Origin of the sequence: Microbacterium meiriae, assembly GCF_040686935.1 — a bacterium.
GTDB classification, from domain to species: domain Bacteria; phylum Actinomycetota; class Actinomycetes; order Actinomycetales; family Microbacteriaceae; genus Microbacterium; species Microbacterium meiriae.
In genome coordinates this window covers 159,228-184,251 of sequence record NZ_JBFBMF010000004.1, presented here as the reverse complement: position 1 = coordinate 184,251, position 25,024 = coordinate 159,228, and the positions used below count along the sequence as shown (strand labels likewise).

25 protein-coding genes are annotated in these 25,024 nt (G+C 70.2%); 11 read left to right on the top strand and 14 right to left on the bottom strand.

The annotated features are described in order from the left end of the window. Nucleotides 1-19 precede the first annotated feature (19 nt). Complete coding sequence (locus tag AB0P08_RS14105) at nucleotides 20-523, bottom strand: single-stranded DNA-binding protein (RefSeq protein ID WP_025102815.1); 504 nt, start codon at nucleotides 521-523, stop codon at nucleotides 20-22. Between the two features lie 5 nt (nucleotides 524-528). Further along, nucleotides 529-897: a 30S ribosomal protein S6 gene (gene rpsF, locus AB0P08_RS14100; protein WP_021201450.1), complete on the bottom strand. Its 369-nt coding sequence runs from the start codon at nucleotides 895-897 to the stop codon at nucleotides 529-531. Between the two features lie 226 nt (nucleotides 898-1,123). Here rpsF and AB0P08_RS14095 point away from each other — a divergent pair, with 226 nt between their 5' ends. Continuing rightward, nucleotides 1,124-1,828, top strand: coding sequence for a hypothetical protein (locus tag AB0P08_RS14095; RefSeq protein ID WP_363590262.1), 705 nt, complete (start codon nucleotides 1,124-1,126; stop codon nucleotides 1,826-1,828). Nucleotides 1,829-1,886: 58 nt separating this feature from the next. Here the strand turns inward: AB0P08_RS14095 and AB0P08_RS14090 are convergent, their stop codons facing one another. The 5 genes from AB0P08_RS14090 to AB0P08_RS14070 are packed head-to-tail and all read right to left on the bottom strand — an operon-like array spanning nucleotide 1,887 to nucleotide 7,095. Next, the gene (locus AB0P08_RS14090) at nucleotides 1,887-2,726 is read right to left on the bottom strand and encodes an ABC transporter ATP-binding protein (RefSeq protein ID WP_363590261.1); all 840 of its coding nucleotides are present in this window, start codon (nucleotides 2,724-2,726) and stop codon (nucleotides 1,887-1,889) included. Then, the gene (locus AB0P08_RS14085) at nucleotides 2,719-3,534 is read right to left on the bottom strand and encodes an ABC transporter ATP-binding protein (RefSeq protein ID WP_187662748.1); all 816 of its coding nucleotides are present in this window, start codon (nucleotides 3,532-3,534) and stop codon (nucleotides 2,719-2,721) included. The genes AB0P08_RS14090 and AB0P08_RS14085 overlap by 8 nt, the downstream gene beginning before the upstream one ends. Further along, entirely contained in the window at nucleotides 3,531-4,442 is a 912-nt protein-coding gene (locus tag AB0P08_RS14080; protein WP_363590260.1) for an ABC transporter permease, read from the bottom strand. The genes AB0P08_RS14085 and AB0P08_RS14080 overlap by 4 nt, the downstream gene beginning before the upstream one ends. Continuing rightward, on the bottom strand, nucleotides 4,439-5,500 hold the full coding sequence (locus AB0P08_RS14075) for an ABC transporter permease (protein ID WP_187662750.1): 1,062 nt from the start codon (nucleotides 5,498-5,500) through the stop codon (nucleotides 4,439-4,441). The genes AB0P08_RS14080 and AB0P08_RS14075 overlap by 4 nt, the downstream gene beginning before the upstream one ends. An 11-nt stretch (nucleotides 5,501-5,511) precedes the next feature. After that, a complete protein-coding gene (locus tag AB0P08_RS14070) occupies nucleotides 5,512-7,095 on the bottom strand; it encodes an ABC transporter substrate-binding protein (RefSeq protein WP_259953775.1) in 1,584 nt (527 codons plus the stop codon). 151 nt (nucleotides 7,096-7,246) lie between these two features. On the opposite strand from AB0P08_RS14070, the gene AB0P08_RS14065 reads away from it, so the two are divergent. Next, entirely contained in the window at nucleotides 7,247-7,834 is a 588-nt protein-coding gene (locus AB0P08_RS14065; RefSeq protein ID WP_234024180.1) for an Lrp/AsnC family transcriptional regulator, read from the top strand. Nucleotides 7,835-7,836: 2 nt separating this feature from the next. Here AB0P08_RS14065 and AB0P08_RS14060 read toward each other — a convergent pair whose 3' ends face one another. Continuing rightward, nucleotides 7,837-8,196 (bottom strand): avidin-fold protein, encoded by a 360-nt coding sequence (locus AB0P08_RS14060; protein ID WP_363590259.1) that lies wholly within the window; start codon nucleotides 8,194-8,196, stop codon nucleotides 7,837-7,839. A gap of 65 nt (nucleotides 8,197-8,261) precedes the next feature. On the opposite strand from AB0P08_RS14060, the gene AB0P08_RS14055 reads away from it, so the two are divergent. Next, nucleotides 8,262-9,167 carry a hypothetical protein gene (locus AB0P08_RS14055; RefSeq protein ID WP_363590258.1) on the top strand — a complete coding sequence of 302 codons (906 nt, stop codon included), beginning with the start codon at nucleotides 8,262-8,264 and terminating at the stop codon, nucleotides 9,165-9,167. Beyond that, the gene (locus tag AB0P08_RS14050) at nucleotides 9,164-10,252 is read left to right on the top strand and encodes a hypothetical protein (protein ID WP_363590257.1); all 1,089 of its coding nucleotides are present in this window, start codon (nucleotides 9,164-9,166) and stop codon (nucleotides 10,250-10,252) included. Before AB0P08_RS14055 ends, AB0P08_RS14050 begins: the two co-directional genes overlap by 4 nt. 224 nt (nucleotides 10,253-10,476) lie before the next feature. Here the strand turns inward: AB0P08_RS14050 and AB0P08_RS14045 are convergent, their stop codons facing one another. Further along, a complete protein-coding gene (locus AB0P08_RS14045) occupies nucleotides 10,477-11,787 on the bottom strand; it encodes a glycosyltransferase (RefSeq protein ID WP_363590256.1) in 1,311 nt (436 codons plus the stop codon). A 63-nt stretch (nucleotides 11,788-11,850) separates the two neighbouring features. Here AB0P08_RS14045 and AB0P08_RS14040 point away from each other — a divergent pair, with 63 nt between their 5' ends. Beyond that, nucleotides 11,851-12,489 (top strand): TetR family transcriptional regulator, encoded by a 639-nt coding sequence (locus tag AB0P08_RS14040; RefSeq protein ID WP_363590255.1) that lies wholly within the window; start codon nucleotides 11,851-11,853, stop codon nucleotides 12,487-12,489. A 61-nt stretch (nucleotides 12,490-12,550) separates the two neighbouring features. After that, a complete protein-coding gene (locus AB0P08_RS14035; protein WP_363590254.1) occupies nucleotides 12,551-12,979 on the top strand; it encodes a hypothetical protein in 429 nt (142 codons plus the stop codon). Between the two features lie 31 nt (nucleotides 12,980-13,010). Here AB0P08_RS14035 and AB0P08_RS14030 read toward each other — a convergent pair whose 3' ends face one another. The 5 genes from AB0P08_RS14030 to AB0P08_RS14010 all read right to left on the bottom strand — a co-directional run bounded on the left by AB0P08_RS14030 (nucleotide 13,011) and on the right by AB0P08_RS14010 (nucleotide 17,652). Continuing rightward, nucleotides 13,011-13,415: an arsenate reductase ArsC gene (locus tag AB0P08_RS14030; protein WP_522727317.1), complete on the bottom strand. Its 405-nt coding sequence runs from the start codon at nucleotides 13,413-13,415 to the stop codon at nucleotides 13,011-13,013. 84 nt (nucleotides 13,416-13,499) lie between these two features. Beyond that, the gene (locus AB0P08_RS14025; RefSeq protein WP_363590253.1) at nucleotides 13,500-13,889 is read right to left on the bottom strand and encodes a DUF779 domain-containing protein; all 390 of its coding nucleotides are present in this window, start codon (nucleotides 13,887-13,889) and stop codon (nucleotides 13,500-13,502) included. Nucleotides 13,890-13,959: 70 nt separating this feature from the next. After that, nucleotides 13,960-15,510, bottom strand: a complete 1,551-nt coding sequence (gene exaC, locus AB0P08_RS14020) for an acetaldehyde dehydrogenase ExaC (RefSeq protein ID WP_363590252.1) — start codon at nucleotides 15,508-15,510, stop codon at nucleotides 13,960-13,962. A gap of 170 nt (nucleotides 15,511-15,680) precedes the next feature. Continuing rightward, on the bottom strand, nucleotides 15,681-17,003 hold the full coding sequence (locus AB0P08_RS14015) for a GAF domain-containing protein (protein WP_363590251.1): 1,323 nt from the start codon (nucleotides 17,001-17,003) through the stop codon (nucleotides 15,681-15,683). A gap of 82 nt (nucleotides 17,004-17,085) precedes the next feature. Further along, a complete protein-coding gene (locus AB0P08_RS14010; protein ID WP_363590250.1) occupies nucleotides 17,086-17,652 on the bottom strand; it encodes a TetR/AcrR family transcriptional regulator in 567 nt (188 codons plus the stop codon). A gap of 70 nt (nucleotides 17,653-17,722) precedes the next feature. On the opposite strand from AB0P08_RS14010, the gene AB0P08_RS14005 reads away from it, so the two are divergent. The 5 genes from AB0P08_RS14005 (at nucleotide 17,723) to treZ (ending at nucleotide 24,943) form a co-directional block, all read left to right on the top strand. Continuing rightward, nucleotides 17,723-18,292, top strand: coding sequence for a dihydrofolate reductase family protein (locus AB0P08_RS14005; RefSeq protein WP_363590249.1), 570 nt, complete (start codon nucleotides 17,723-17,725; stop codon nucleotides 18,290-18,292). A 105-nt stretch (nucleotides 18,293-18,397) separates the two neighbouring features. Further along, nucleotides 18,398-18,682: a hypothetical protein gene (locus AB0P08_RS14000; RefSeq protein WP_060922071.1), complete on the top strand. Its 285-nt coding sequence runs from the start codon at nucleotides 18,398-18,400 to the stop codon at nucleotides 18,680-18,682. Next, nucleotides 18,679-20,859 (top strand): glycogen debranching protein GlgX, encoded by a 2,181-nt coding sequence (gene glgX / locus AB0P08_RS13995; protein WP_363590248.1) that lies wholly within the window; start codon nucleotides 18,679-18,681, stop codon nucleotides 20,857-20,859. Before AB0P08_RS14000 ends, glgX begins: the two co-directional genes overlap by 4 nt. After that, nucleotides 20,856-23,204: a malto-oligosyltrehalose synthase gene (gene treY, locus AB0P08_RS13990; RefSeq protein WP_363590247.1), complete on the top strand. Its 2,349-nt coding sequence runs from the start codon at nucleotides 20,856-20,858 to the stop codon at nucleotides 23,202-23,204. Before glgX ends, treY begins: the two co-directional genes overlap by 4 nt. Continuing rightward, on the top strand, nucleotides 23,201-24,943 hold the full coding sequence (gene treZ, locus AB0P08_RS13985) for a malto-oligosyltrehalose trehalohydrolase (protein WP_363590246.1): 1,743 nt from the start codon (nucleotides 23,201-23,203) through the stop codon (nucleotides 24,941-24,943). Before treY ends, treZ begins: the two co-directional genes overlap by 4 nt. Nucleotides 24,944-25,024: the final 81 nt, after the last annotated feature.

The window sequence follows — 25,024 nt, the reverse complement described above, 5'->3', positions numbered from 1 at the left end:
CACCCGTGAAGAAGTGTTTTCAGAAGGGGGTGTCGTCGCCGAAGCTGCCCGGAGTGCTCCAGGCGTCGGCGCTGGTCGACGAGCCGGGCGTGGACCACGGCTCCTCCGACACCTGCTGCTGCTGCGCGGGACGGGACTGTCCCCCGCCGCCACCGCCCGAGGCCGCACGGGTGACCTGCGCGGTCGCGTACCGCAGCGAGGGGCCGATCTCGTCGACCTCCAGCTCGATCGCGGTGCGCTGGTTGCCCTCGCGGTCCTGGTAGGAACGCTGGCGCAGACGACCCTGCGCGATCACGCGCATGCCCTTGGTGAGCGAGCCCGCCACGTGCTCGGCGAACTCACGCCACACCGAGGCGCGGAGGAACAGCGCTTCGCCGTCCTTCCACTCGTTCGCGGCACGGTCGAAGTTGCGAGGCGTCGATGCGATGGTGAAGTTCGCCACCGGCAGCCCGTTCTGCGTGTAGCGCAGCTCGGGGTCGGCGGTGAGGTTGCCCACCACGGTGATGACGGTTTCGCCGGCCATGAGACTTAGGCCTTCGCAGCCTTGGCGGCCTTGCGGGCAGCCTTCTCTTCGGAGCGCTTGGCCTCGGAAGCGATCATCGCCTGAGCCTCTTCAGCGCGGAGCACCTTGGTGCGCATGATCTGCTCGTTCAGCTTGAGCTGACGGTCGAGCTCCTGCGTGGCGGCGCTGGTCGCGGTGAAGTTGACGACGGCGTAGATGCCCTCGGTCTTCTTCTGGATCTCGTAGGCGAGACGGCGCTTGCCCCAGATGTCGACGTTCTCGATAGAGCCACCATCGTTGGTGATGACCTTCAGGAACTTGTCGAGCGTCGGGGCGACCTGGCGCTCGTCGATCTCGGGGGTCAGAATGACCATGAGTTCGTACTGGTGCGTCACTTACCCACCTCCTTCGGACTAGAACGGCTCTCGGGGCTTTCCCGGGAGCAGGAGGGTGTGTGCACGTGCCCGCCCGTGGAATCCCGAATGGACGCCGCAAGGCAGACAACCTCGACAGTCTAGCGGAGTTTCCTCGGAACCGCCTCCCGCACATCCGCTCGGTCCTTGGCATGCTGGAGGGCGTGCCTGGTGACGGTCATCGGCACATGACCTGGAGGGGGGCGCCATGCGCGTCAACAAGTGGGGGGTCGGCGTCGTACTCGCCGCCGCCGTCATGCTCACCGGATGCTCGGCGGGAGCGTCGGACAAGCCGGCCGAGTCGAAGCCGAGCGGGGCCGCGTCGCAGGAGGCCGAAGCGCCGTCCACCGACTGCCCCGAGCTCGCCGACGGCGCCACCGTCGACGGCTCTGCCCTCGGCGCCTGCATCGCCGAGGCCATGACCGACACTGCCGGCTACGCCGCCAAGACCGTCGTGATGGGCATGGAGTCCACCACGCGCTTCAACCCGTCCGAGAAGGCGCTGGAGTCGCTCTCCCCGATGGGCTCGATCGTCGCGATCGGCGACGACGTCTGGGTGAAGTCGCCGTCGAGCGACTGGCAGACCGCCGACCCGTCGTCGAGCGACCCGATCATCGCGGGCCTCAGCACCACCGCGAAGGAGGTCACCGCGATGGACCCCGCCGAGACGGCGAAGGCCATCACGGGTGACTTCACCGTGACCGGCACCGGCGAGCGCCTCGGCCAGAAGGTCTACCTCGTCAGCGGCACCGTCGAGCAGGCGGGCACGCCCGTCGAGGTCGTGTTCGAGGTCACCGAGGACTACGTCAACCTCGCCTCGACCAGCTCCGCGACCGTCCAGGGGCAGTCGGTCGACGTCGCGCTCGAGATCACCGAGTGGGACGTGAAGCAGGACATCGTCGCGCCGCTCTGATCGCACGAGACACGCGAAGAGCCGGGGTGCATGCTCCGGCCCTTCGCTGTATCCGGCCTCAGTAGGCGACGGGAGGCACCTCGGCCCAGACCGCGCGGTCGTCGGCGGAGGGGGCATCGGGGATGCGGCCGGTGCCGTCGGGCTCCGGGATCGCGGCGAGCAGCGCCTGCGTGTAGGGGTGCCGCGGCACCGCCCAGAGTTCAGCGGTCGGCCCTGATTCGAGCACCCTCCCGCCGAACATCACGAACGTGCGGTCGGCGATGCGGCGCACGACGGCGAGGTCGTGGGAGATGAAGAGCATCCCGGCGCCGGACTCGGCCACGAGGTCGCGCATGAGCCCCGCGACACTCGTCTGGGTGGACGCGTCGAGCGCGGAGATCGGCTCATCGGCGACGAGCAGCGAGGGCCGCGCGGCGAGCGCTCGGGCGATCGCGATGCGCTGCTTCTGGCCGCCGGAGAACTGATGCGGGAAGCGGGTGCGCACCTCAGCGGGCAGTCCGACCCGCTCCAGCCACTCCTCCACGGTGGAACCGGCGGCACCGCGCGCGCGGGCGGTCGCGATGCCGTCGGAGATCTGGTCGCCGATCCGCCGGCGCGGGTTCAGCGAGGTCGCCGGGTCCTGGAAGACCATCTGGATGCCCGTGAGCGCCGTGTCACGACGACGGATCCCCAGCGGCGCGACGGGGGCTCCGCGGAACGACACCGTCCCGCCGGCGGTCTTCTCGATGCCGACGACAGCGCGGGCCAGGCTCGACTTGCCGCTGCCGGACTCGCCCACGAGGGCGACCGTCTCTCCCGCCGCGACACTCAGCGAGACGCCGTCCACCGCGATCACGGGCGGGGTGCCCGGATACCGCACCACCACGTCGCGCGCGTCGAGGACGCTGACCTCACTCATCCGCGGCCTCCTCCGGGCTCTCATCGATGCGCGATCCCGGCAGGGCCGCGAGCAGCATGCGGGTGTACTCGTGCTGCGGAGCGCGGAACAGCGTCTCCCGGTCGGCGAGCTCCACGATGCGACCATCCTTCATGACGGCGACCGTGTCGGCGATCGCGCTCATCACGCCCAGGTCGTGGGTCACGAGCAGGACGGCGAGGTTCCGCTCGATCGCGAGGTCGCGCAGCAGCTTCAGGATGCCGGCCTGCACCGTCACGTCGAGGGCGGTCGTCGGCTCGTCCGCGAGCAGCACCTCCGGATCGCACGCGAGGGCGCACGCGATCGCGATGCGCTGCCGCTGCCCGCCGGAGAACTGATGCGGATACCGCTTCAACGCCTCGGCCGGATTCGGCACCTGCACGGTCTGGAGCAGCTCCACCGCCCGCTCGCGCGCAGCGGCGCCCTTGAGCCCGAGATGCACGCGCATGTGATCGGTGAGCTGACGGCCGACTGGCAGCTGCGGGTGCAGCGAGGCCGACGGATCCTGGAAGACCATCGCGATGCGCTTCCCGCGGATGCGGTTGAGCCCCCGGCGGTTGCGACCGACGAGCTCCTCCCCCGCGAGCAGGATCGAGCCGCCGGTCTTCGCCTGTCGCGGCAGCAGGCCGAGCACGGCGAGGGAGGTGAGCGTCTTGCCGGAGCCGGACTCCCCCGCGAGGCCGTGGATGCGCCCCGGTTCGAGTTCCAGGGACACGCCCTTGACCAGCGGACGGCCGATGTCGATCGTGAGGTCGCGGATGCTCAGCGTCGCCGTGCTGTGCGCGGTCATGCGGGCACCCCCGTCGCGGAAGCCGTGTGCTCCGCCTGCTTCTCGTGGGCGATCTCGGCGGTCGGGTCGAGCACGTCGCGCATCGCGTCTCCGAGGAAGTTGAACGCGAGCACCACCGTGAGGATCGCGAGACCGGGGAAGACTCCGAGCCACCAGGCATCGAAGTTCTGCATCGCACCGGAGATCATCGACCCCCACTCGGCCGTCGGCGGCTGCGCCCCCAGGCCGAGGAAGGAGAGGCCGGAGAGCAGCAGGATCGCCGCCCCGATGTCGAGTGTCGCGAGCACCAGGACCGGGCCGGCGATGTTCGGGAGGATGTCGACGAACAGGGTGCGCACCGGCGAGTGTCCGAGCAGGCGGCCCGCGATCACGTAGTTCTGTCCGCGGAGACCGAGCACGATGCTGCGGGTGACGCGGGCGTACTGCGGCCACGAGACCACGATCGCGGCGATGACGGCGTTGAACAGCGAGGGGCCGAGCGAGGCCGCGACCACCATCGCGAGGATCACGGTCGGGAACGCCATGAACAGGTCCGTGATGCGCATGAGCGTCTCGTCGACGGCGCGCCCGAAGTACCCGGCGACCGCGCCGACGAGGGTGCCGATGATGAGGGCGGCGATCACGAGCATGAGCGCGAGCGGCAGACTCACCGTCGCGCCGGTCATCAATCGGGAGAAGATGTCGCGGCCGTTGCCGTCGGTGCCGAGGATCGTGTCGATGCCCGGCGCCTGCAGACGGGGCAGCACCTGCGCGTTCGGCGGGTAGGGCACCCACCACTGCGCGGTGAAGGCGACGATGATCCACGCACCGGCGATGACGGTGCCGATGATGCCGAGCGGGGTGCGCCAGGCGCCCGGCCAGCGGAAGCGGAAGCGTCCGGCGGGGGTCGCTGCGGCGATGCGGCTCATGCGATCCTCACTCTCGGGTCGAGCACGCCGTAGAGCAGGTCCACGATGAAGTTGATGAGGAGGTAGATGACGCCGACCACGAGGCCAACGCCCATGATGCCGGGCAGGTCGAGGTTCGCGGCGGAGTTGTAGGCGTACGTGCCCAGCCCCGGCCAGGCGAACACCGACTCGACGAGCACGGTTCCAGAGAGCAGGGCTCCGAAGGCCACGCCGACCACCGTGAGGATCGGCAGCGAGGCACCCCGGAGCACGTAGTCGAGGATGACGCGCATGGCCGGCAGGCCCTTGGCACGGGCCGCGCGCACGTAGTCGCTGCCGAGGACCTCGAGCACCGAGGTGCGGATGAAGCGGGTGAGCAGTCCGATGGTCACGAGCGAGAGCACCATGACCGGCAGCGCGAGGTGCGCGAGGGCGTCGAAGAAGCCCACCGCGTCGCCGTTGAGGAGGTAGTCGACCGTGTAGAGCCCGGTCACACGGGGCGGCGGGGTGATCGACGGCGAGATGCGTCCGGAGCCCGGCGCGATGCGCAGCTCCAGGAAGAACACGTAGAAGCTGACCAGCGCGAGCCAGAAGGTCGGGACGCTGAGCCCGACGAGCGTGACGACGCGGATGACCTGGTCGGTGACGAGTCCGCGACGGTAGGCCGCGAGCGTGCCGAGCACGATGCTGACCGCGAGGCTGACGATGATCGCGCTGATCGCGATCTCGATCGTCGCGGGCACGGCGGTGGCGAGGTCGCTGGTGACCGGGCGTCCGGTCACCAGCGACGTACCGAGGTCCCCGCGGAGCAGGTTCCCCATATAGATGAAGTACTGCACGAACAGTGGCTGGTCGAGACCGTTCGCCGTGATGAACGCCTCGCGCGTCGCGGGGTTCTGCGACGCGCCCTCGCCGAGCGCGGCCGAGACCGGGTCTCCCGGCACCAGGTTGGTGAGCGCGAACGTGACGATGGTCACGCCCACCAACAGGAGCAGAGAGGTCCCGGCCCGCCGCAGCAGGTACCCGACGAGAGGCGAGCGGCGCCGCTGCGCCTGCCTCTGCACGGCCACTGTCGTCATGAGTCGTCCGATCAGCCGGCGGGCGTGATCTCGGCGATGTCCATCTCCCACACGGAGTTGTAGACGGCGCCGGACACGCTGGAGGCGGAGGAGATGTTGCGACCGGGGACGATCAGCGGCACGAACGGGCCCTCGGCCTGCATGGCCTCGGCGAACTCCGTGAAGGCCTCGGTGCGCTGCTCGGCGTCGGTCGCCGCGGCCGCACCGGCGGCGATGCCCGCGATCTCCGGGTTCGCCTCGGCCGCCCAGCCGGCGCGGAGGCCGACCTTCAGACCGGGCGCGAAGGGCAGGAAGTTCGCGGAGTCGGCGTAGTCCGGACCCCAGAACCAGAGGCCGAAGCCCTCGGTGCCGTTGACGTACGCGTCGAGCTCGGTCGCGAACGGTGCAGGAGCGAGGTCGACGGCGATGCCGGCGTCCTCGAGCTGCGCCTGGATGCGCTCCGCGAGCGGGGTGAACTCCACGCCGCCGACCGGGTAGTCGTTCGGGAACTGCAGCTTGAGGGTCTGACCGGTGTAGCCGGCCTCCTCCAGCGCGGCCTTCGCCTTGTCGAGGTCCTGCTCCACGCCGCTGTCGAGGGCACCCTCGAACCCGGGCGGGATGACGCCGGTGGCCTGCACGGCGCCGGCGCCCGCGAGCTCGAGCAGCGCGTCGTAGTCGAGCGCGTAGCGGATGGCCTCCGCGATCTTCACGTTCGCGAGGTCACCGCCGGCCTCGCCCTGGTTGAGCAGCAGGAAGATGGTCTGGCCGGAGGGGACCGAGTCGACGCTGATGTCGTCGCCGAGGCCCGCGACCTGGTCGCCGTTGAGGTCCATCGCGACCATCGAGTCGCCGCCCTTGAGGTTGGCGAGCTGGGTCGCGCTCTCCGAGACGTTGCGCACGACGACGCGGCTGTAGGCCGACTCCTCGTCGCCGTTGTACTCGTCGTTGCGGGTGAGGACGACCTGCGAGCTGAGGTCGAGCGTGTCCAGCACGAAGGGGCCGGATCCGGCGGACTCGCCGTCGAGGAAGCCCTGGGCGCTGTCGGAGCCGTCAGTGGTCCCGCCGTTCTCCATGACGACGTCGGCGTTGACGATGCCGAGCGCCGGGTTCGCGAGGATCGCGGGGAGCTGCAGCAGCGGGGTCTCCGAGGTGAACCGGATGGTCTTGTCGTCGACCTCCTCGATCGTGAGGCCGCCGAGCAGGAAGTTGGGCTTGGCGTCTGCCATCCCCTGGATGCGCTGCAGCGAGAACACGACGTCCTTCGCCTCGATGGGCGAGCCGTCGGAGAACACGCGGTCGCCGTCGAGCGTGAAGGTGAACTCCGTCGCCTCGTCGTTCTGCTCCCACGACGCCAGGCCAGGGACCGGGGTCGAGACGTCGGAGCCCTCGAAGTCGACGAGGGTCTCGTACAGCGCCTTCGCGATCATGTTGCCGGTCGGGTCGTAGGTGTGACCGGGGTCGGTCGTCTCGATCGAGAACGCGGTGTCGATGACGAGGGAGTCGGAGCCCTGGGACGACTCGGAGTTGTTCGCCGAGTTCCCTCCCGAGCAACCTGCGAGCGCCAGGAGCGCGACGGCTCCGAGCGCGATGACCGGCGTGATACGGCGTGACGACATCAGGGCCTCCAAGGGCGAGGAGTACATTCGGGTCCGGTCGCCACCGATGTGGACGACCGGGGATCAGATTCGCATCATATGCGACGATGTGTCCAGCAAGTGCGCGTCACACAGGCACGCATTGTCGAGAACCTCGGATGTGAGGAGCAATATGTCCAGCAAGGACGCGGATCCGTCGAAGCAATCTGGACGAAGTGCCGCCCCTTTGGATGAGACGGCGTACAGAATCCTCGATGTGCTGCGCGATAACGGTCGCGTCTCGATCGCCGCGCTGGCCGAGAAGGTCGGCATCTCGCGGGCCAGCGCCTACACACGTGTCGAGTCGCTCGTGCACGACGGCGTCATCACCGGATTCAGCGCGCGCGTTGATCAGGCGAAGGCCGGGCTGTCGATCGGGGCGCTCGTCTTCGTCACGGTGATGCCGCAGGCCTGGGCCTCGTTCCGGGAGCGCATCATCGAGATGCCGGACGTGGAATGGTGCGCGATCACGACCGGCGAGCACGACGCGATGCTGCTCATCCGCGCCGTCGACGTGAGCGGCGTGCACGAGTTCTCGACGGGGGTCATCGCGCAGCTTCCGGAGGTGCGGACCGTGGTCAGCGTCGTCGTGCTCGACGAGGTGATCCGGCGGCCCTACCTGCTGCCCGGCGACCTGCCGGAGCGGCAGACCGAGGTCCCGCTGGGGATGACCCGGTGGACGCCGGCCTCCCCCGGTCGGGATGCGCTCCCACCGCGCTGAGGTCAGGAGGCCGGGATCTCCTCGACGACGCTCAGCTGCGGGAGACCGTGCATCTCGTAGTGCTCGACCAGACGGATGCGGCCGTCGTCGGTGAGCTCCAGCTCGCTCTCGCCGTCCCCGGTGACGACGGTGCCGTCGGCCTTGAGCACGTGGACGAACGAGACCCAGATCGTGTCGCCGGTACGCGTGCCCACGAACTTCCCGAAGGTGACCGTGTCGCCCTCGTAGCCGCCCCAGATCGCGCCGTCGCGTTCGAAGTACTCGAAGACGCTGGGGGCGTCGGGGTCGACGGCGGAGGTCGTGGACGAGACCATGCGGAAGCGTCGGCCGTCGAGGGAAGGGAGGGTCGCGGTGGCAGTCACCCCTCGATTATGAGGGATCGACGGCCGCGGCTCGCGTCGTCGGACACGGCCGGTACCGTGGTCGCATGGAGTGGATCGCTGACCCCGGCGTCGGCGCGTGGCTGCGCCAGACCCTCGACGACGGTCTGGGCAGCATGCACGCGGTCGTCCCCCGCGGCTTCCCCGCGTACGCCCGGGTCTTCCATCCCGCCACCGTGCGGGAGAGTCCCACGGCAGCGGATTCCGAGGTACGCGTCAGCTGGGCGCAGACCGCCGCCGCCTTCGGCACGACGATGCACGCGGAGGCGCAGTGGCACCGGATCGTACGGACTCCCGTCGACGCCGATTGGCGGACCCGCATCGCTCCGGACGGCCGCGAGTTCACGGCGCCGCTCGAGGGTGCGCTCGACAGCGACCTCGTGTCGATCCTGGCCGGGCACCTCGCCGCCCACACCGCGACCCCGGACGACGGGGTCGTCGCGCTCTGGGACGGGTTCGGCGCCCTCGTCGGGTTCTTCGGCGACGGCCCGTCCCGCGCGTTCCTCACGTTCAGCGACGACCCGAACCATCAGGCGATGCTCGACCGGAGCATCCACGACCCGTTCAACAACGTCTTCCGGAAGCCCACCTGGCAGGACGGCATCCTCTCGCGCGAGATCTCCGAAGGGCCGCGGCTGCAGCTCCCCGGGCGCGACTACGTGCTGTTCTCCGGCGGCGCCAGGGACTTCATCGATCCGGCCTGGGTGCTCGGCGTGCCGTGGCGCGACCGGGTGGGCGAGGAGCACGGCTTCCCGCCCTCCGCGCAGAGCCCGAACATCCTCTGGCCGAAGGATCGCACGTGGGTGATGGTCTCGGAGATCGACTACGACTCCACGATCGTCGCGGGCTCGCCCGACCTCGTCCGCGCGATCTGCATGGACGAACGTCTGGAGGCGAAGGCGCTTCGCGAGGGCGCCGACCTCACCTGGGACGCCGACGAGGTCAACCGATGACGTCTCCGCAGGCGTCGGCGTCGTTCGACGCGCGTCCCCTCACCGATCCGGTCGACCCGGCCGCCGTCCGCGCCTTCACGGCGGAGCTCCGGTCCCGGCGGACGACCGGCATGGCGGTGTCGTCGATCATCGCCGTCGTAGCCGTGGCGATCGCCGGAGTCGTGCTGCTCCCGATCCTCGCCTCCGTGGTGGTGGCGCTGGCAGCGGGCAGTGGGTCCCCCGCCTCCGCGGCGATCCCGCTCGCCCTCCTGCTCCTGGTGGCGGCGGGGGTGGGTGTGCTCGTCTGGATGGGCGTCCGCAACGCGCGCACCGCTCGGTACCGCCTGCACCGGTTCGCCCAGGCCAACGGCATGACGTACGAGTCCCGCGTGGACGATCCGCCGCTGCCCGGAATGATCTTCCACCTCGGCCGTTCGCGCCTGGCCACCGACCTCGTCCGCGGAACCCACCCGCGGTTCGTGGAGTTCGGCAACTACCAGTACACGGTGCAGTCCGGGAAGAACTCGACGACGTATCGCTGGGGCTACGTCGCCGTGAAGCTGGATGTGCCCCTGCCGAACATCGTGCTCGACGCGAAGGGCAACAACGGCTTCGGCTCCAACCTGCCGGCATCGTTCCAACGGGCGCAGCGTCTGTCGCTCGAGGGCGACTTCGATCAGCACTTCACCCTCTACTGCCCCGAAGGCTACGAGCAGGACGCGCTCTACCTCTTCACGCCCGACATCATGGCGCGCTTCATCGACAACGCCGCGCAGCTCGACGTCGAGATCGTCGACGACTGGCTGTTCCTCTACACGCCCCGCCGGGCCTCCACACTCGATCCGGCGACGTGGGCCTGGCTGTTCGGAACGGTGGGCGCGTTGCTGACCAAGCTCGACCAGTGGGCGCGGTGGCGCGACGACCGCCTCGCTGCCGCGGCGGCGCCCGGGGGCCACGCTCTCCCGTTCGCTCCGCCGGCGGGGATGATCACCCCACCGCCGGGGGTCGCGCCGCAGGGTCGGCGCCTCAAGCGCACGGGCACGTGGGTGCCGATCCTCGTGGTGATCGGCTTCGCGGTCTTCTGGATGCTCAGCCGCTGGAACTGACGACGAGTCCGATGTGGGGGTGGGTGTCGTTCTGGGGAGCCGACGCCCACCCCATCCCCCCTCGGGATCGAAAGGAATTCGACGTTCCCTCCGCATTGACGGTTCGACCGTCGCGCCCGTGGTCAGCTGGGGACTGACGCTGCGTGGCGATACCCGGATGGTATACCGGCGGACGTTGCACCCGGTTGCGTTCATGCGCGGGAATGCACTTTCCCGCGCGGCAGTCAGCGGTGCATCGCGCTGTCTGGTGCGGCCCGAGTGGCCTCCCCCGCCAGGACCGCGTCGAGCGTCTGCCAGGCGTCCGCAGCGCGCATCGCCTCTCCGACCTGCCGTGCGCGGTCGCGGAACGCCGGCTCGACGAGCACCCGGTGCACGGCCGCGGCGACCTGTCCCGGCTTCGGCGCATTCGTCCGCAGGTTGATGCCGACGCCGGTCCACCCGACTCGGGCGGAGACCTCGACCTTGTCCTCCGTCTGACCCGCGACCACCAGCGGGACGCCCTGGGCCAGGGCCTGCTGCACCCCGCCGAAGCCGCCGTTGGTGACGAACACGTCGATCTCCGGCAGCAGCCGGTCGTAGGGCAAGTACTCGGCGACCCGGACGTTCGCCGGCAGCTCCGCCGGGAGCGCGTCGACAGGACGGCCGCCGGTGGATACCACCACAAGGGCGTCGGTCGCGGCGAGCCCGGCGATCGTGGGAAGCACGAGCTGACCGAAGTCCGCGTTGGCGATGGTGCCCTGACTGACGTGGATCACGGGCCGCCGACCGTCAAGGTCGGACCACCAGTCCGGCAGCGGTGCCGTCGACGGCGCGGCCGGAAGGGGCCCGGCGAAATGCACAGACGCCGGGAGGTCGGACCGTGGGTATTCGAACGCGGAAACCGAGAACTGCACGTACGCGTCGGCGCGGCCCGCCCAGTCGAGCACGAATCCGCCGAGATCGCGGCCGACCGCCTCGCGCGCCATGGCATCCGCCTCCTTCTGCACGCCCCCGAAGATCACGCGCTCCGCCACCAGACGCAGGAAGGCGTTGCGCACGCGTCCGAACGGCCCGGGCATCGGCGTGACTCCGAGCCCGAACGGGGCCGTGTCGACGCTGCGAGCGCCGAGCGGGAAGATCCCGAGGACCACGACCGGGGGCCGCTCGGCCTTCGGCAACCGCTGCAGCAGCGCCGCACCGACGAACAGCGGTTCGGTGAGGACCGCGTCGATGCGGTTCCGCGCCAGCTCGACGCGCACGGCCTCGAGCTGAGCTCGACCCGGGCGGATGAAGAGGGTGCTCATATCGAAACGGAGCGCGGCCGCCCCGGTGAGACCTTCGCGCTCGGGGAACGCGCCGTTCGCGTCGTCGAGATCGACGTCGGCCTCCGCGGGCAGCGGGCGGAACAGCGCACCGGCCGCTGTCACCCGCTCCTCGTAGCGGCTGCTCGTGAGGAAGAGGACCTCGTGCCCGCCCGCGACCAGGTGCCTGGCGACCTGCAGCAGCGGGAGCACGTGCCCGTGAGCGGGAGTGCAGGTGAGGAGGTAACGGGACATGGCGGCTCTCTCGATAGGGTTGGTTGTACCGTTGAAGTATTCATCACCCTTTGAGGAAAGTCAATGACGTCGAGTGCACGCCCCTACCGCTCCGCCCTGCGGACCCGCCAGGCCGAGGAGACCCGTGCGCGCATTGTCGCGGCGGCCGCCCGCCTCTTCGCCGCGCAGGGATACCAGGCGACGACGATCTCCGCGATCGCCAGGGAGGCCGGGGTGTCCGCGGAGACGGTGAAGACCACGGCGGCGAAGGCGGAACTGCTCATCGCCGCCTTCGAGGTCACCTTCTCCGGCTCGGAAGCCGCCGAGACCCTCGCCGACACCGAGGCCGGTTCGGGACTGACGGCCCTGCCCGACGACGTCTTCCTGGACGCCGTCATCACGCAGATCGGCGCCGCGAACGAGCGCGGGCATGCCCTCTGGACGGTCCTCCTGGGCGCGGCGCTCTCCGACCCGGTCGTCGATGCCGCCCTGCAGCGCATCCTCGCGAACCGGGCGGCGGACTACCGGGGGTTCGCGGCGGAACTGCAGCGCCGGGGCATCGTCGCCTCGGACCGCGACGGCGACACCCTCGCCGACGTGCTGTCGTTCCTGCTCTCGCCGGAGAGCCACCAGCAGCTCGTCGTGCAGTCCGGCTGGTCGCCGGACCGCTACCGCTCCTGGCTGCGGAGTGCTGTGCTCGCCGCGGCCTCTCCGTCGGCGTGACGACGAGGTCGGCGAGGACATTCGTTGACCGATTCGTCAACCAACGCGTAACGTGCTACTCGTGCGCATCAAGACACCGACCGCCAAGGTCGGGTATCTGCTCGTCGTCATCGTCGGGATCGTGCTCACCGTCGTACCGCTCACGGTCCTCAGGTTCGAACTCGGATTCGTGTGGGCCACCGTGGTTATCGTGGCGGCCGTCGTCGTGGCGGCACGAACGTTCCGTAGCCCCGGAGAGTCGGACGCCCCACGCCCCTGGTGGAAGATGACCAGCACACGAGGGAGCGGAATCCTCCTCAGCGCAATGTTCTTGATCCAAGGGATCATGGCCTCCTTCGGAGCATTCGCTTCACCGAGTCCGGTGCTGGCCGTGATCGGTGGCCTGGTGGCGCTCGCAGTGGCAGCTCTCTACCTGAACTCCGCAGTCCGGGTCCAGAGCACTCGGGTGCCGTCGCTGCCAGAGAGCTCCAGGCCGAAGCTCTCCCCCTGACAGGTGCTCGACGGGGCGGGCTGAGCGCGGGTCAGAGCAGCTCGGCCACGAGGGTCTCGATGCGGCCGCGGATATCGTCGCGGATCGGCCGGACGGCATCGATTCCCAGACCGGCGGGGTCATCGAGCACCCAGTCCTCATAGCGCTTGCCGGGGAAGAACGGGCACGCGTCACCGCAGCCCATCGTGATCACGACGTCCGACGCCTGCACGGCCTCGGTCGTGAGCACCTTCGGCTGCTCGGCCGTGATGTCGATGCCGAGCTCCCCCATCGCCGCCACCGCGACGGGGTTGATCTCGGCAGCGGGCATCGACCCGGCGGAGCGCACCTCGATGCGGTCGCCGGCGAGGTGCCGGAGGAAGCCGGCGGCCATCTGCGAGCGCCCCGCGTTGTGGACGCAGACGAAGAGGACGGAGGGTCGGTGCGGTGCGTTCACGATGGGGCCAGCGTATCCCGTTCGAGTCGCTTGACTGGCTGCATCTCCGGCCGAAATGGGACCAATCGGGCGATTCGAAGGCCCTCAGGCCAGGCCGAGGCCCGCCAGCTCGGCGGGGTCGAGCATCCGCGACCGGATGAGGAACCGCATCCCCGTGGGGCCCTCGACGCTGAACCCGGCACCGCGTCCTGGCACGACATCGATGGTGAGGTGCGTGAACTTCCAGTACTCAAACTGCGAGACCGACATGAAGACCTCGACGGCGTCGTCGAGCCCGACGTCGAGGGTGCCGAGGAGCACGTCGCCGGGACCGGTGAGGAACATCCCCACGGGGTAGCACATGGGGGCGGAGCCGTCGCAGCAGCCGCCGGACTGGTGGAACATGAGCGGCCCGTGCTGCGCGGTGAGTTCGCGGACGAGCGCGGCGGCGGGGTCGGTCACCGCGACGCGGGCGGGCGTGGTCTGACTGGCCATGGGACTCCTTCCGGAATGCCGAGTGCCGGACGGCGCGGCGAGCGCCGCCCGACACTCGGGCTCGGGCGGATCAGAAGAAGCCCATCGGGCCCTCCGCGTACGAGACGAGGAGGTTCTTCGTCTGCTGGTAGTGGTCGAGCATCATCTTGTGGTTCTCGCGGCCCACCCCCGACTGCTTGTACCCGCCGAACGCGGCATGCGCCGGGTACTGGTGGTAGGTGTTCGTCCACACGCGACCAGCCTCGATCGCCCGGCCCGCGCGGTACGCGGTGTCGCCGCTGCGACTCCACACACCGGCCCCCAACCCGTACAGGGTGTCGTTCGCGATCGAGATCGCGTCGTCGAAGTCGTCGAACGAGGTGACCGAGAGCACCGGACCGAAGATCTCCTCCTGGAAGATCCGCATGTCGTTCGTCCCCTCGAACACGGTCGGCTGCACGTAGAAGCCCTCGCTGAGGTCGCCGCCGAGGTCGGCGCGCTCGCCTCCCGTGAGCAGCCGGGCCCCGCCCTGCTTGCCGATGTCGATGTAGCTGAGGATCTTCTCCAGCTGATCGTTCGAGGCCTGCGCGCCGATCATCGTCGCAGGGTCGAGCGGATTGCCCTGCACGACCTTCTCCACACGCTCGAGGCCGTCGGCGAGGAAGCCGTCGTAGATCGAGCGCTGGATGAGGGCGCGTGACGGGCAGGTGCAGACCTCGCCCTGGTTGAGCGCGAACATCGTGAAGCCTTCGAGCGCCTTGTCGTAGAACGGGTCGCTCGTGGAGCGGGCGACATCCTCGAAGAAGACGTTCGGGCTCTTGCCGCCGAGCTCCAGGGTGACCGGGATGAGGTTCTGCGAGGCGTACTGCATGATGAGGCGGCCGGTCGTGGTCTCGCCGGTGAAGGCGACCTTGCGGATGCGCTTGTGCTGCGCGAGCGGCGCGCCGGCCTCGATCCCGAAGCCGTTCACGATGTTCACGACCCCGGCCGGCAGCAGGTCGCCGATGATGTCGAACAGGAACAGGATCGACGCAGGGGTCTGCTCCGCAGGCTTGATGACGATGCAGTTGCCCGCGGCGAGCGCCGGCGCCAGCTTCCACACGGCCATGAGGATCGGGAAGTTCCAGGGGATGATCTGCCCGACCACGCCGAGCGGCTCATGGAAGTGGTACGCGACGGTGTTCTCGTCGAGCTGGCTGATGCCGCCCTCCTGCGCGCGGAGCACCCCCGCGAAGTAGCGGAAGTGGTCGATCGCGAGCGGGATGTCGGCGGCGAGGGTCTCCCGCACGGGCTTGCCGTTCTCCCACGTCTCCGCGACCGCGATCTCCTCGAGGTGCTGCTCCATCCGGTCGGCGATGCGGTTCAGGATCACGGAGCGCTCCGCGGGGCTGGTCTTGCCCCAGGCGCTGAAGGCCTTCCAGGCGACGTCGACGGCGCGGTCGACGTCCTCGACGGTGCCGCGTCCGACCTCGGTGAAGGGCTTGCCGTTGACGGGACTGATGTTCTCGAAGTACTGGCCCTTGGCGGGCTCGACGAACTCGCCGCCGATGTAGTGACCGTAGCGGGGCCGGTAGTCCGCGACCGCTCCGGGCTGTCCGGGGGCGGCGTAGGCGAGGGACACGTCTACTTCGACGATGGTCATGGGGTCTCCTTCGACGGGGGCGCCGCGGCGTCGATGCCGCGGTGTTCCCTCGACGCTAGGCCGCGCCCCGTTGCACTCCCGATGCGCAACGTTGCAGCCGGTTGCGCCCCGTTCGAATCGCTCACCTGGCTGCATCCGCGGCCGAAATGGCACCAATCGGGCGATTCGAATCAGCCGAGGCGCTCGATCCGCGTCACGAGAACGGCACGACGCGGCGAGCGCGCCGGCAGCATCTCCAGCGCAAGCCGCAGCACCTCCGCGTCCTCGCTCCCCTCGGGGGTGTCCGCATAGGCGAGCAGCACGTCCAGACTCGCGCCCGACAGCATCACCTCCCGCAGCGCGGCACGGACCGAATCGCGGAACTCCTCGACGCCGGGCGAAGTCGAATCCGGCAGCACCGGCCCCCGGTAGGCCGTCAGCGCGACGCGGTGCGCCCCGCGATCCAGGAGGGACAGCACGTCCTGAGCATCGGTCTCCAGCGGCACCGGAAGGCGATACGGGCGGGACTCCGGCACGAGATCCGGGGCCGCCCGCTCCAGGACCTTGCGCAGGCGCACCATCTCCGGCCGCAGGGTGTCCGGCGAGACCCCGGGACCGTAGACGAGCTCCGCGAGCCGGTCGGCGGAGAGGCCCTGGCGGTGCACGGCCAGCATCAGGAGGATGGCCGCGTGCCGGGCGCTGAGCTCGGTGACGGCCTCCTCGTGTGCCGACGCGGTCTCCAACCGGGCACGGTCGCGTCCGAGCACCTGCAGTCGCGCGCGAGCGAGGGGTTCCGGCGGGGTCCTGCCCGGCAGTCGTCGAGCCGGAGGCTCCGCACGTCGCTGCAGCCGCGCCACGAGGAGCTCGGACTCGACCGCCCGCGCCGTCGCGTCGACGAGCAGTCGCGCCTGCGGGGTCACCACTTCGGGTCCGCCGGTGATGTCGATCACGCCGAGGACCCGCTGCGTCTCCGGGTCGCGCACGGGCGCCGCACTGCACGACCACGGGTGCACCAGGCGGTTGTAGTGCTCGGCCCCACGGATCTGCACCGACCGCTCCAGGGCGAGCGCCGTGCCCGGGGCGCTCGTGCCGACGGCGTCCTCCGCCCAGTTCGCGCCGGCCACGAACCCCATGCCCTCGGTGAGGGACCGGAGCTGCGCATCGCCCTCGATCCACAGCAGGCGCCCTGCCTGATCTCCGACGGCGATCACGACCCCCGAGTCCTCGGAGTCGCCGGGAAGCAGCAGCGCGCGGATCATCTCCATCGCGGAGGCGAGCGGGTGAGTCAGACGATAGGCGTCGAGCTCGTCCTCGAACAGGTCGAGCGGTGGCAGCGCCTCCGGACCGACACGGCGGCGCCAGGACCGCTCCCACGACTCCCGCACGAGTGGCCGCACCTCGCGGAGGCGGTGGTCGTCGAGATTGCCGGCGATGAGCTCCTCGTGCGCACGCTCGACGAGGAGGCGAGACGCCGTCGGCGACGCCTCCCGCGGATCGTGCCACGTCGCAGACACGCGTTCTCCGTTCCTGGAGTCGAGAGCGTGCCCTCAGTGTACGAGCAGGATCGACCGGGCGGAACAGCGGCCGCGGCAGTGGTCAGGGCAGCAGCCCGGCCACGAGATCGTCGATCACCTCGTCGGTCGAGGTCTCCGGGTCGATCGGCGTGGTGAGCCGGTCGAGCAGCAGACCGTCGATCGCGTAGTGGAACAGGGCGATCTCGCGCCGCCCTCCCGGGAGGCCCGCGGCGACGTTGAAGGCGACGTCCGCGTCGAAGCCCGCCCGCTGCCAGGCGCCGAGCACGGCGGCGAGCTCGGGACGACGGGCGCTCTCGAGCCGCAGGGCGAACAGTGCGAGGGTGACGTCGCGGTCGGCCGTGAGGCGACGCACGATGTCCCGTATGTAGTCGGCGAACAGCTCGCGGCTCGGCGCGATCGCCGCGCGATGCTCCAGGTCCTCGGGCGTCGGAGCCAGACGTTCCCCGATGCGGTCGACGAGACCCTCGATCAGCGCGCCCCTGCTGCGGAAGTAGTTCGAGGTCGTCCCCGCGGGGACCTGCGCCTCGGCGTCGACCGCTCGATGCGTGAGCCCCCGCGAACCTTCGCGGGCGAGCACGGCCAGCCCGGCGTCCGCGAGCTGGCGTCGACGCGGCTCGTTCCTCACCATGCCGCCACCCTAGCGCAATCACTACGACTGTTGTACTCTCAACCGCAACAGATGTAGTGATTGGAGAATCATGCGAGACCTCGTGTACTACGTCGCGGTGACCCTGGACGGATTCATCGCCGGTCCGAATGGGGAGTTCGACGCCTTCCTCGTCGAAGGCGATCACATGGACGGCATCAACGCGCGCTTCGCCGACACCCTGCCGACCGTGGCCGCCGAAGCCCTCGGCATCCCGCAGCGCAACGACGTGTTCGACACGGTGCTGATGGGCGGGAACACCTACGAGGTGGGCGGGCTCCCCAGTCCCTACCGGCACCTGCGGCAGATCGTCTTCAGCCGCACCCGCACAGCCGAGGCCGAGAACCTCGAGGTGACGGCGGAGGATCCGGTGGAGGTCGTGCGGCGGCTGAAGCAGGAGGAGGGCGGCGCGATCTGGCTGTGCGGCGGCGGGGCCCTCGCGGCGACGTTGGCCGACGAGATCGACCGGCTCGTCCTGAAGCGGCAGCCGTTGCTCTTCGGCTCGGGAACCCCCCTCTTCGGCGACCGTCCGTACCGTCCGGAGCGGTTCGATGCCGTGGAGACGACTCCCTATGAATCGGGCGTCGTGGTGACCGAGTACGTGCGTCGGCGCAGGGAGTGATCCCGCCGTCATCGGGTGCGTAGCCGGTCGAGGCCCGGATGGCAATACCGTTCTCGAATCCGTTCCCGGTTCCTATCGTGGTCCCATCACGAGTCAGGAGGCGCCATGAACGTCCACACCCCCACCAGCACTGGCTCCTCGCAGCGCGCCGACGCGGCCCACCCCGCCGCGACCGAGCCGGCCTGCGAGCGGATCGACTTCGACCGGTACGTCGTCGCGCACGACGCTCCCGTCGGATACATCGAGGTCGTGCCGCCGCTCTACGTCTGCTACCTCGGTCACCCGTATCCTCGGGCTGTGGAGATCGCTCAGGTGTACGACTACGACCATGCCGTCAGCATCGTCAGTGCCATGGCCGCGGGTTCGCGCGACCACGCCCTCGCCGGATGAGCGGCGAGGTCTGGCCCGGGTCCGCGTACCCGCTGGGGGCCACCTTCGACGGTCAGGGCACCAACTTCGCGCTCTTCAGCGAGGGCGCGGAGCGCGTGGAACTCTGCCTCTTCGACGCGGACGGCACGGAGACACGGGTGCCGCTCACCGAGGTCGACGCCTTCGTCTGGCACGGCTACCTGCCCACGGTGCAGCCGGGGCAACGCTATGGCTACCGTGTGCACGGTCCGTACGATCCCGCGCAGGGACAGCGCTTCAACCCGAACAAGCTGCTCCTCGACCCGTACGCGAAGGCCGTCGCCGGTGAGATCGACTGGGGCCAGTCCCTCTTCGGCTACGACTTCGGCGACCCCGACTCCCGCAACGACGACGACTCCGCGACCGCGATGGCGAAGGGCGTGGTCGTCAGCCCGTTCTTCGAGTGGGGCGGCGACCGTCCGCTGAAGACCCCGTACGCGGAGACGGTCATCTACGAGGCCCACGTCAAGGGGCTCACCCAGCGGCACCCCGAGGTCCCGGAGGAGCTGCGCGGCACCTACGCCGGCATCGCGCATCCGGCGGTCATCGAGCATCTCCAGCGCCTCGGCGTCACGGCCCTGGAGCTGATGCCGGTGCACCAATTCGTCAACGACTCGGTGCTGCAGGACAAGGGCCTGTCGAACTACTGGGGCTACAACACCCTCGGATTCTTCGCCCCGCACAACGCCTATGCCGCCGGCGGCCAAGACGGCCAGCAGGTGCAGGAGTTCCGCGCCATGGTGCGCGCGCTCCACGAGGCCGGCATCGAAGTCATCCTCGACGTCGTCTACAACCACACCGCTGAGGGCAACCACCTCGGGCCGACGCTCTCCATGCGCGGGATCGACAACGAGGCGTACTACCGGCTCGAAGAGGACAAGCGGTACTACACGGACTACACCGGCACGGGCAACAGCCTGAACGCGGGCAACCCGCACGCGCTCCAGTTGCTCATGGACTCGCTGCGCTACTGGGTGACCGAGATGCACGTCGACGGTTTCCGCTTCGACCTCGCGGCGACCCTCGCCCGCGAGTTCTACGACGTCGACCGCCTCGCAGCCTTCTTCGAGCTCGTGCAGCAGGATCCGATCGTCTCTCAGGTGAAGCTCATCGCCGAGCCGTGGGATATCGGCCCCGGCGGCTATCAGGTCGGGAACTTCCCGCCGCAGTGGACGGAGTGGAACGGCAAGTACCGCGACACCGTGCGCGACTTCTGGCGCGGCGAGCCCCAGGCGCTCGGCGAGTTCGCCTCCCGCCTCACCGGCTCCGCCGACCTGTACGAGCACTCCGGCCGGCGCCCGGTCGCCTCCATCAACTTCGTCACCGCCCACGACGGTTTCACGCTGCGGGACCTCGTGTCGTACAACGAGAAGCACAACGAGGACAACGGCGAGGACAACAACGACGGCGAATCCCACAACCGCTCCGACAACATGGGCGCGGAGGGATCGACCGACGACATCGACATCAACCGGCGCCGTGCGCGTCAGCAGCGGAACTTCCTGGCGACCCTGCTGCTCTCGCAGGGCGTGCCGATGATCTCCCACGGCGACGAACTCGGCCGCACGCAGCACGGCAACAACAACGGCTACGCGCAGGACAACGAGCTCACGTGGATCGACTGGGAGGCGGCCGACCTGCCGCTCGTGGAGTTCACGGCGGCGGTCGCTCGGCTCCGGCACGAGCACCCGACCTTCCGCCGCAGCCGCTTCTTCGACGGACGCCCGGTCGCAGACGAGGACGAGGACGGCGAGCGCATCCCCGACGTCGTGTGGCTGCGCCCGGACGGTGCCCGCATGACGCCGGAGGACTGGGACTCGGGCTTCGGACGCTCCGTGGGCATGTTCCTGAACGGCCGCGGCATCCGCGAGAACGACCGCCGCGGACGTCCCGTGGAGGACGTGAACTTCCTCGTCTACTTCAACAGCGGCGACGAGCCCGTCGACCTCGCCCTGCCGGACGACCGGCACGGCGCGGAATGGCTCGTCTCCGTGGACACCGCCGGCGAACTCGGTGACCGGAAGCTCCGGGCGCGGGACAGCGTGCCGCTCGAGGGCAAGGCCATGCTCGTGCTGCAGGAACTCGACGGCGAGCCCGTCGACACGGATGACTCCGTCGATGCCTCGCTCCGCGCGCAGAGCGAGCAGGCTGCGTCATGACCGACAGACCGGTCTCGACGTATCGCCTGCAGATCAGCGAGGACTTCCCCCTGGACGCGGCCGCGGAGGTGACCGGATACGTCGCCGAGCTCGGCGCCTCGTGGGCCTACCTGTCACCGTTGCTGGCGGCGACCCGCGGCTCTAACCACGGCTACGACGTCGTGGACCACGGCCGCATCGATCCCGACCGCGGCGGCGCGGAGGGGCTCGTCCGCTTCACGGCGGCCGCCCGGGCGGCCGGCCTCGGCATCCTCGTCGACATCGTGCCCAACCACGTGGGGGTGGCCGTGCCGCGGCAGAACCCGTGGTGGTGGGAGGTGCTGCGGCTGGGCCGGAAGACCCGTCATGCGGCGGCGTTCGACATCGACTGGGCAGCGGGCGGCGGGCGTCTCCTGCTGCCGCTGCTGGGCGCGAGCCCGGACGAGGTCGTCGCGAACGGCGAGCTCGTGGTCGACACCACGCCGGCCGCCGACGCGCCGGACGGCGTTCTGCGCTACTTCGAGCATGAGCTGCCCCTCGCCCCCGGCACCGCGGCACTGGCGGATGATCTCCCGGCGCTCCTGGGCGCCCAGAACTACGAGCTGCGGTTCTGGCAGGACCAGAACACCGACCTCACCTACCGCCGGTTCTTCGCCGTCTCCGAACTCGCCGGCATCCGGGTCGAACGGCCCGAAGTGTTCGCCGAGTCGCACCGGGAGATCCTGCGCTGGATCCGGGAGGGCCTCGCGGACGGTCTGCGGGTGGATCACCCGGACGGCCTCGTCGACCCCGGCGCGTACCTGGAGCAGCTCGCCGACGCGACCGGACGCGCGTACACGCTCGTCGAGAAGATCCTGGAGCCGGGCGAGGCCCTGCCGGCCTGGTGGCGGACCGACGGCACCACCGGATACGACGCGCTGGCCGAGCTCGACCGCCTGTTCGTCGACGCGGAGGGCGTCGCGGCGCTGGACCGGCTGGATGCCAGGCTCCGCGCGGAGACCGGTCTCCCGGACGCGCTCCCCTGGCACGACCTCATCCACGACACGAAGCGGATGATCGCGGACACTCTCCTGGCCGCCGAGGTGCGCCGACTGGTGCGTACGCTCCCCCACGGGATCGTGCACGCCGACGACGCGCTGGCCGAGCTCCTCGCCTGCTTCCCCGTGTATCGCTCCTATCTCCCGGAGGGCCGGGAACACCTGCGCGCCGCCTTCGCGGAGGCCCGTCGCCGACGCCCCGACCTCGCGACCGCGTTCACAGCGCTGGAGCCGCTGCTGAACGATCCGCGCCTCGAGGTCGCGCAGCGATTCCCGCAGGTGAGCGGCGCCGTGATGGCGAAGGGTGTGGAGGACACAGCGTTCTACCGCTGCACCCGCCTCGGAACGCTGACCGAGGTCGGCGCCGACCCGTCCCTCCCCGCGCTGTCGGTCGAGGAGTTCCACGACGCGCAGCGGGCGCGGCTGGCGGCGTGGCCGCACTCGATGACGACGCTCTCCACGCACGACACGAAGCGCTCGGAGGACGTGCGCGCGCGCCTGTCGGTGCTCTCGGAGATCCCGGAGCGCTGGGCCGAGGTGCTGGCCGAGCTACGCGACGTGGCGACCACCGGGCACGGCCCGCTCGACGCGCTGATCTGGCAGGCCGCGGTCGGCGCCTGGCCGCTGCCCTCCGACCGGCTGCTCGCCTACGCCACCAAGGCCGCGCGTGAGGCCGCGGAGGGGACGACCTGGCAGCATCCGGATGCGGAGTTCGAAGAGGGCCTGGCCGCGATCGCCCGATCCGTCGAGGGGGAGGCCGCCCCGATCCTCGACCGTTTCGTGGCCGAGATCGTCGACGCGGGTCGCTCCAACTCCCTCTCCGCCAAGCTGCTGCAGCTCACCGGCCCCGGCGTGCCCGACGTGTACCAGGGCACCGAGCTGTGGGACCTCTCGCTCGTCGACCCCGACAACCGTCGACCCGTCGACTTCGCTCTGCGCGCCCGGATGCTGCGGGAGCTCGACGCGGACCACGCCCGCGGTGTGGTCCCCCCGATCGACGACTCCGGCGCCGCGAAGCTGCTGGTGACCTCGCGGGCACTGCGACTGCGGCGGGACAATCCGGAGCTGTTCCGCTTCTACCGGCCGGCCGTCGTCGAAGGTGAGGCCGCAGACCACGCGATCGCCGTGCACCGCGGCGGCGCAACCGCCGTGGCCACACGGCTGCCGGTCGCGCTGGCGCGCCGCGGGGGCTGGGGCGACACGGTCATGATGCGCCCCGAGCTGCCGGGGACCGACCTCCTCACCGGCCGGCGGATCCCGCCCGGGCCCGTGCGACTGGCGGAACTCCTCGACACCTACCCGGTCGCGCTGATCGAGCTGGCTCGATGATCGAGGTGTGGGCGCCGCGGGCGTCGCGCGTGCGGGTACGACGCCTCGACGACGCGGGCACCACCGTGGAGGAGCGCGCACTCACGGCGGGGGCAGAGGGGCGCTGGACCACCGATCTGGTCCTCGCGGACGGGGAGCGCTACGGCTTCCTGCTGGACGACGGCGACGACCTCCGCCCGGACCCTCGCTCGCGGCGGCAGCCGGACGGCGTGCACGGGGCCTCGGCGGCGTTCGACCCCGCAGCCTTCGCCTGGACCGACGCCTCCTGGACCGGACGGCAGCTCGCGGGCGGGCTGATCTACGAGCTGCACCTCGGCACCTTCACACCGGAGGGCACGCTCGACGCGGCGGTCGGCCGCCTGGCGCATCTCGTCGAGCTCGGCGTCACCCACATCGAGCTGCTGCCCGTCAACGCCTTCAACGGCCGCTGGAACTGGGGATACGACGGCGTGCTCTGGTACGCGGTGCAGGAGGAGTACGGCGGCCCCGCGGCCTATCAGCGCTTCGTCGACGCCGCCCACGCGCACGGGCTCGCGGTCGTGCAGGACGTCGTCTACAACCACCTCGGCCCGAGCGGCAACTACCTCCCGCTCTTCGGTCCGTACCTGCGCGAGGGCGAGAGCACCACCTGGGGCGACTCGGTGAACCTCGACGAGGACGCCGTGCGGGAGTACATCCTCGACAACGCCCTGATGTGGCTGCGCGACTTCCACGTCGACGGACTCCGGCTCGATGCCGTGCACGCCCTCCACGACCGGCGGCCGGTGCACCTGCTGCGGGAGCTCGCCGAACGCGTGGATGCGCTGTCCGCGCAGCAGAACCGACCGCTGACGCTCATCGCCGAGTCCGATCTCAACGACCCGACGCTCATCCTGCCGCGGGAGGCCGGGGGCTACGGGCTCACGGCGCAGTGGTCCGACGACTGGCACCACGCCGTGCACGTCGCGCTCACCGGAGAGACCGCCGGGTACTACGCCGACTTCGCCGCGGACGACGCGGTGGCCAAGGTGACGGAGGGCGGCTTCTTCCACGACGGCTCCTTCTCGTCCTTCCGCGACCGTCCGCACGGGTCCCCGATCCCGGCCGAGGTGCCGAGCTGGCGGCTGGTGACCTTCGCGCAGGATCACGATCAGATCGGGAACCGCGCCGCCGGGGATCGGCTCCCTGCCACCCTGTCCCCCGATCGGCTCGCGGTGGCCGCCGTCCTCACGCTGACGGCCCCGGGCACCCCGATGCTGTTCATGGGTGAGGAGTGGGGGGCGACGACCCCGTGGCAGTTCTTCACCTCCCACCCCGAACCCGAGCTCGGCCGCGCGGTCGCCGAGGGCCGCACGGCGGAGTTCGCCCGCATGGGATGGGATCCGGATGCGGTGCCCGACCCGCAGGACCCCGAGACCTTCCGCCGCTCGCACCTCGACTGGGCGGAGGCCGAGGCCCCGGAGCACTCCCGGCTCCTGTCGCTGTACCGCGACCTGGCACGACTGCGGCGAGCGCGACCGGAGCTCACCGACCCGGACTCCGCGCACACGACGGTCGAGGTCCGGGAGACGGACGGCCGCCCCGAGCACCGTGTCTACCGCATCGACCGAGGAGGAGTGTCGGTGCTCGTGAACCTCTCCCCCGCCCCCGCGACATTCAGTGTCCCCGCTACGGCCGACCTCCTGCTCGCCACCGCCGCCCTGACGCGCTCCTCCACGTCCTTGACACTCCCCCCGGACGCCGCCGCCATCGTCAACTGAGGTCGACCCACCCCTCTCCGGTCCTCCCGGCCCCCTGCGCGCGGCCGTAAGGGGCCGGGACGCACGGAAGGGGGTGGGCCG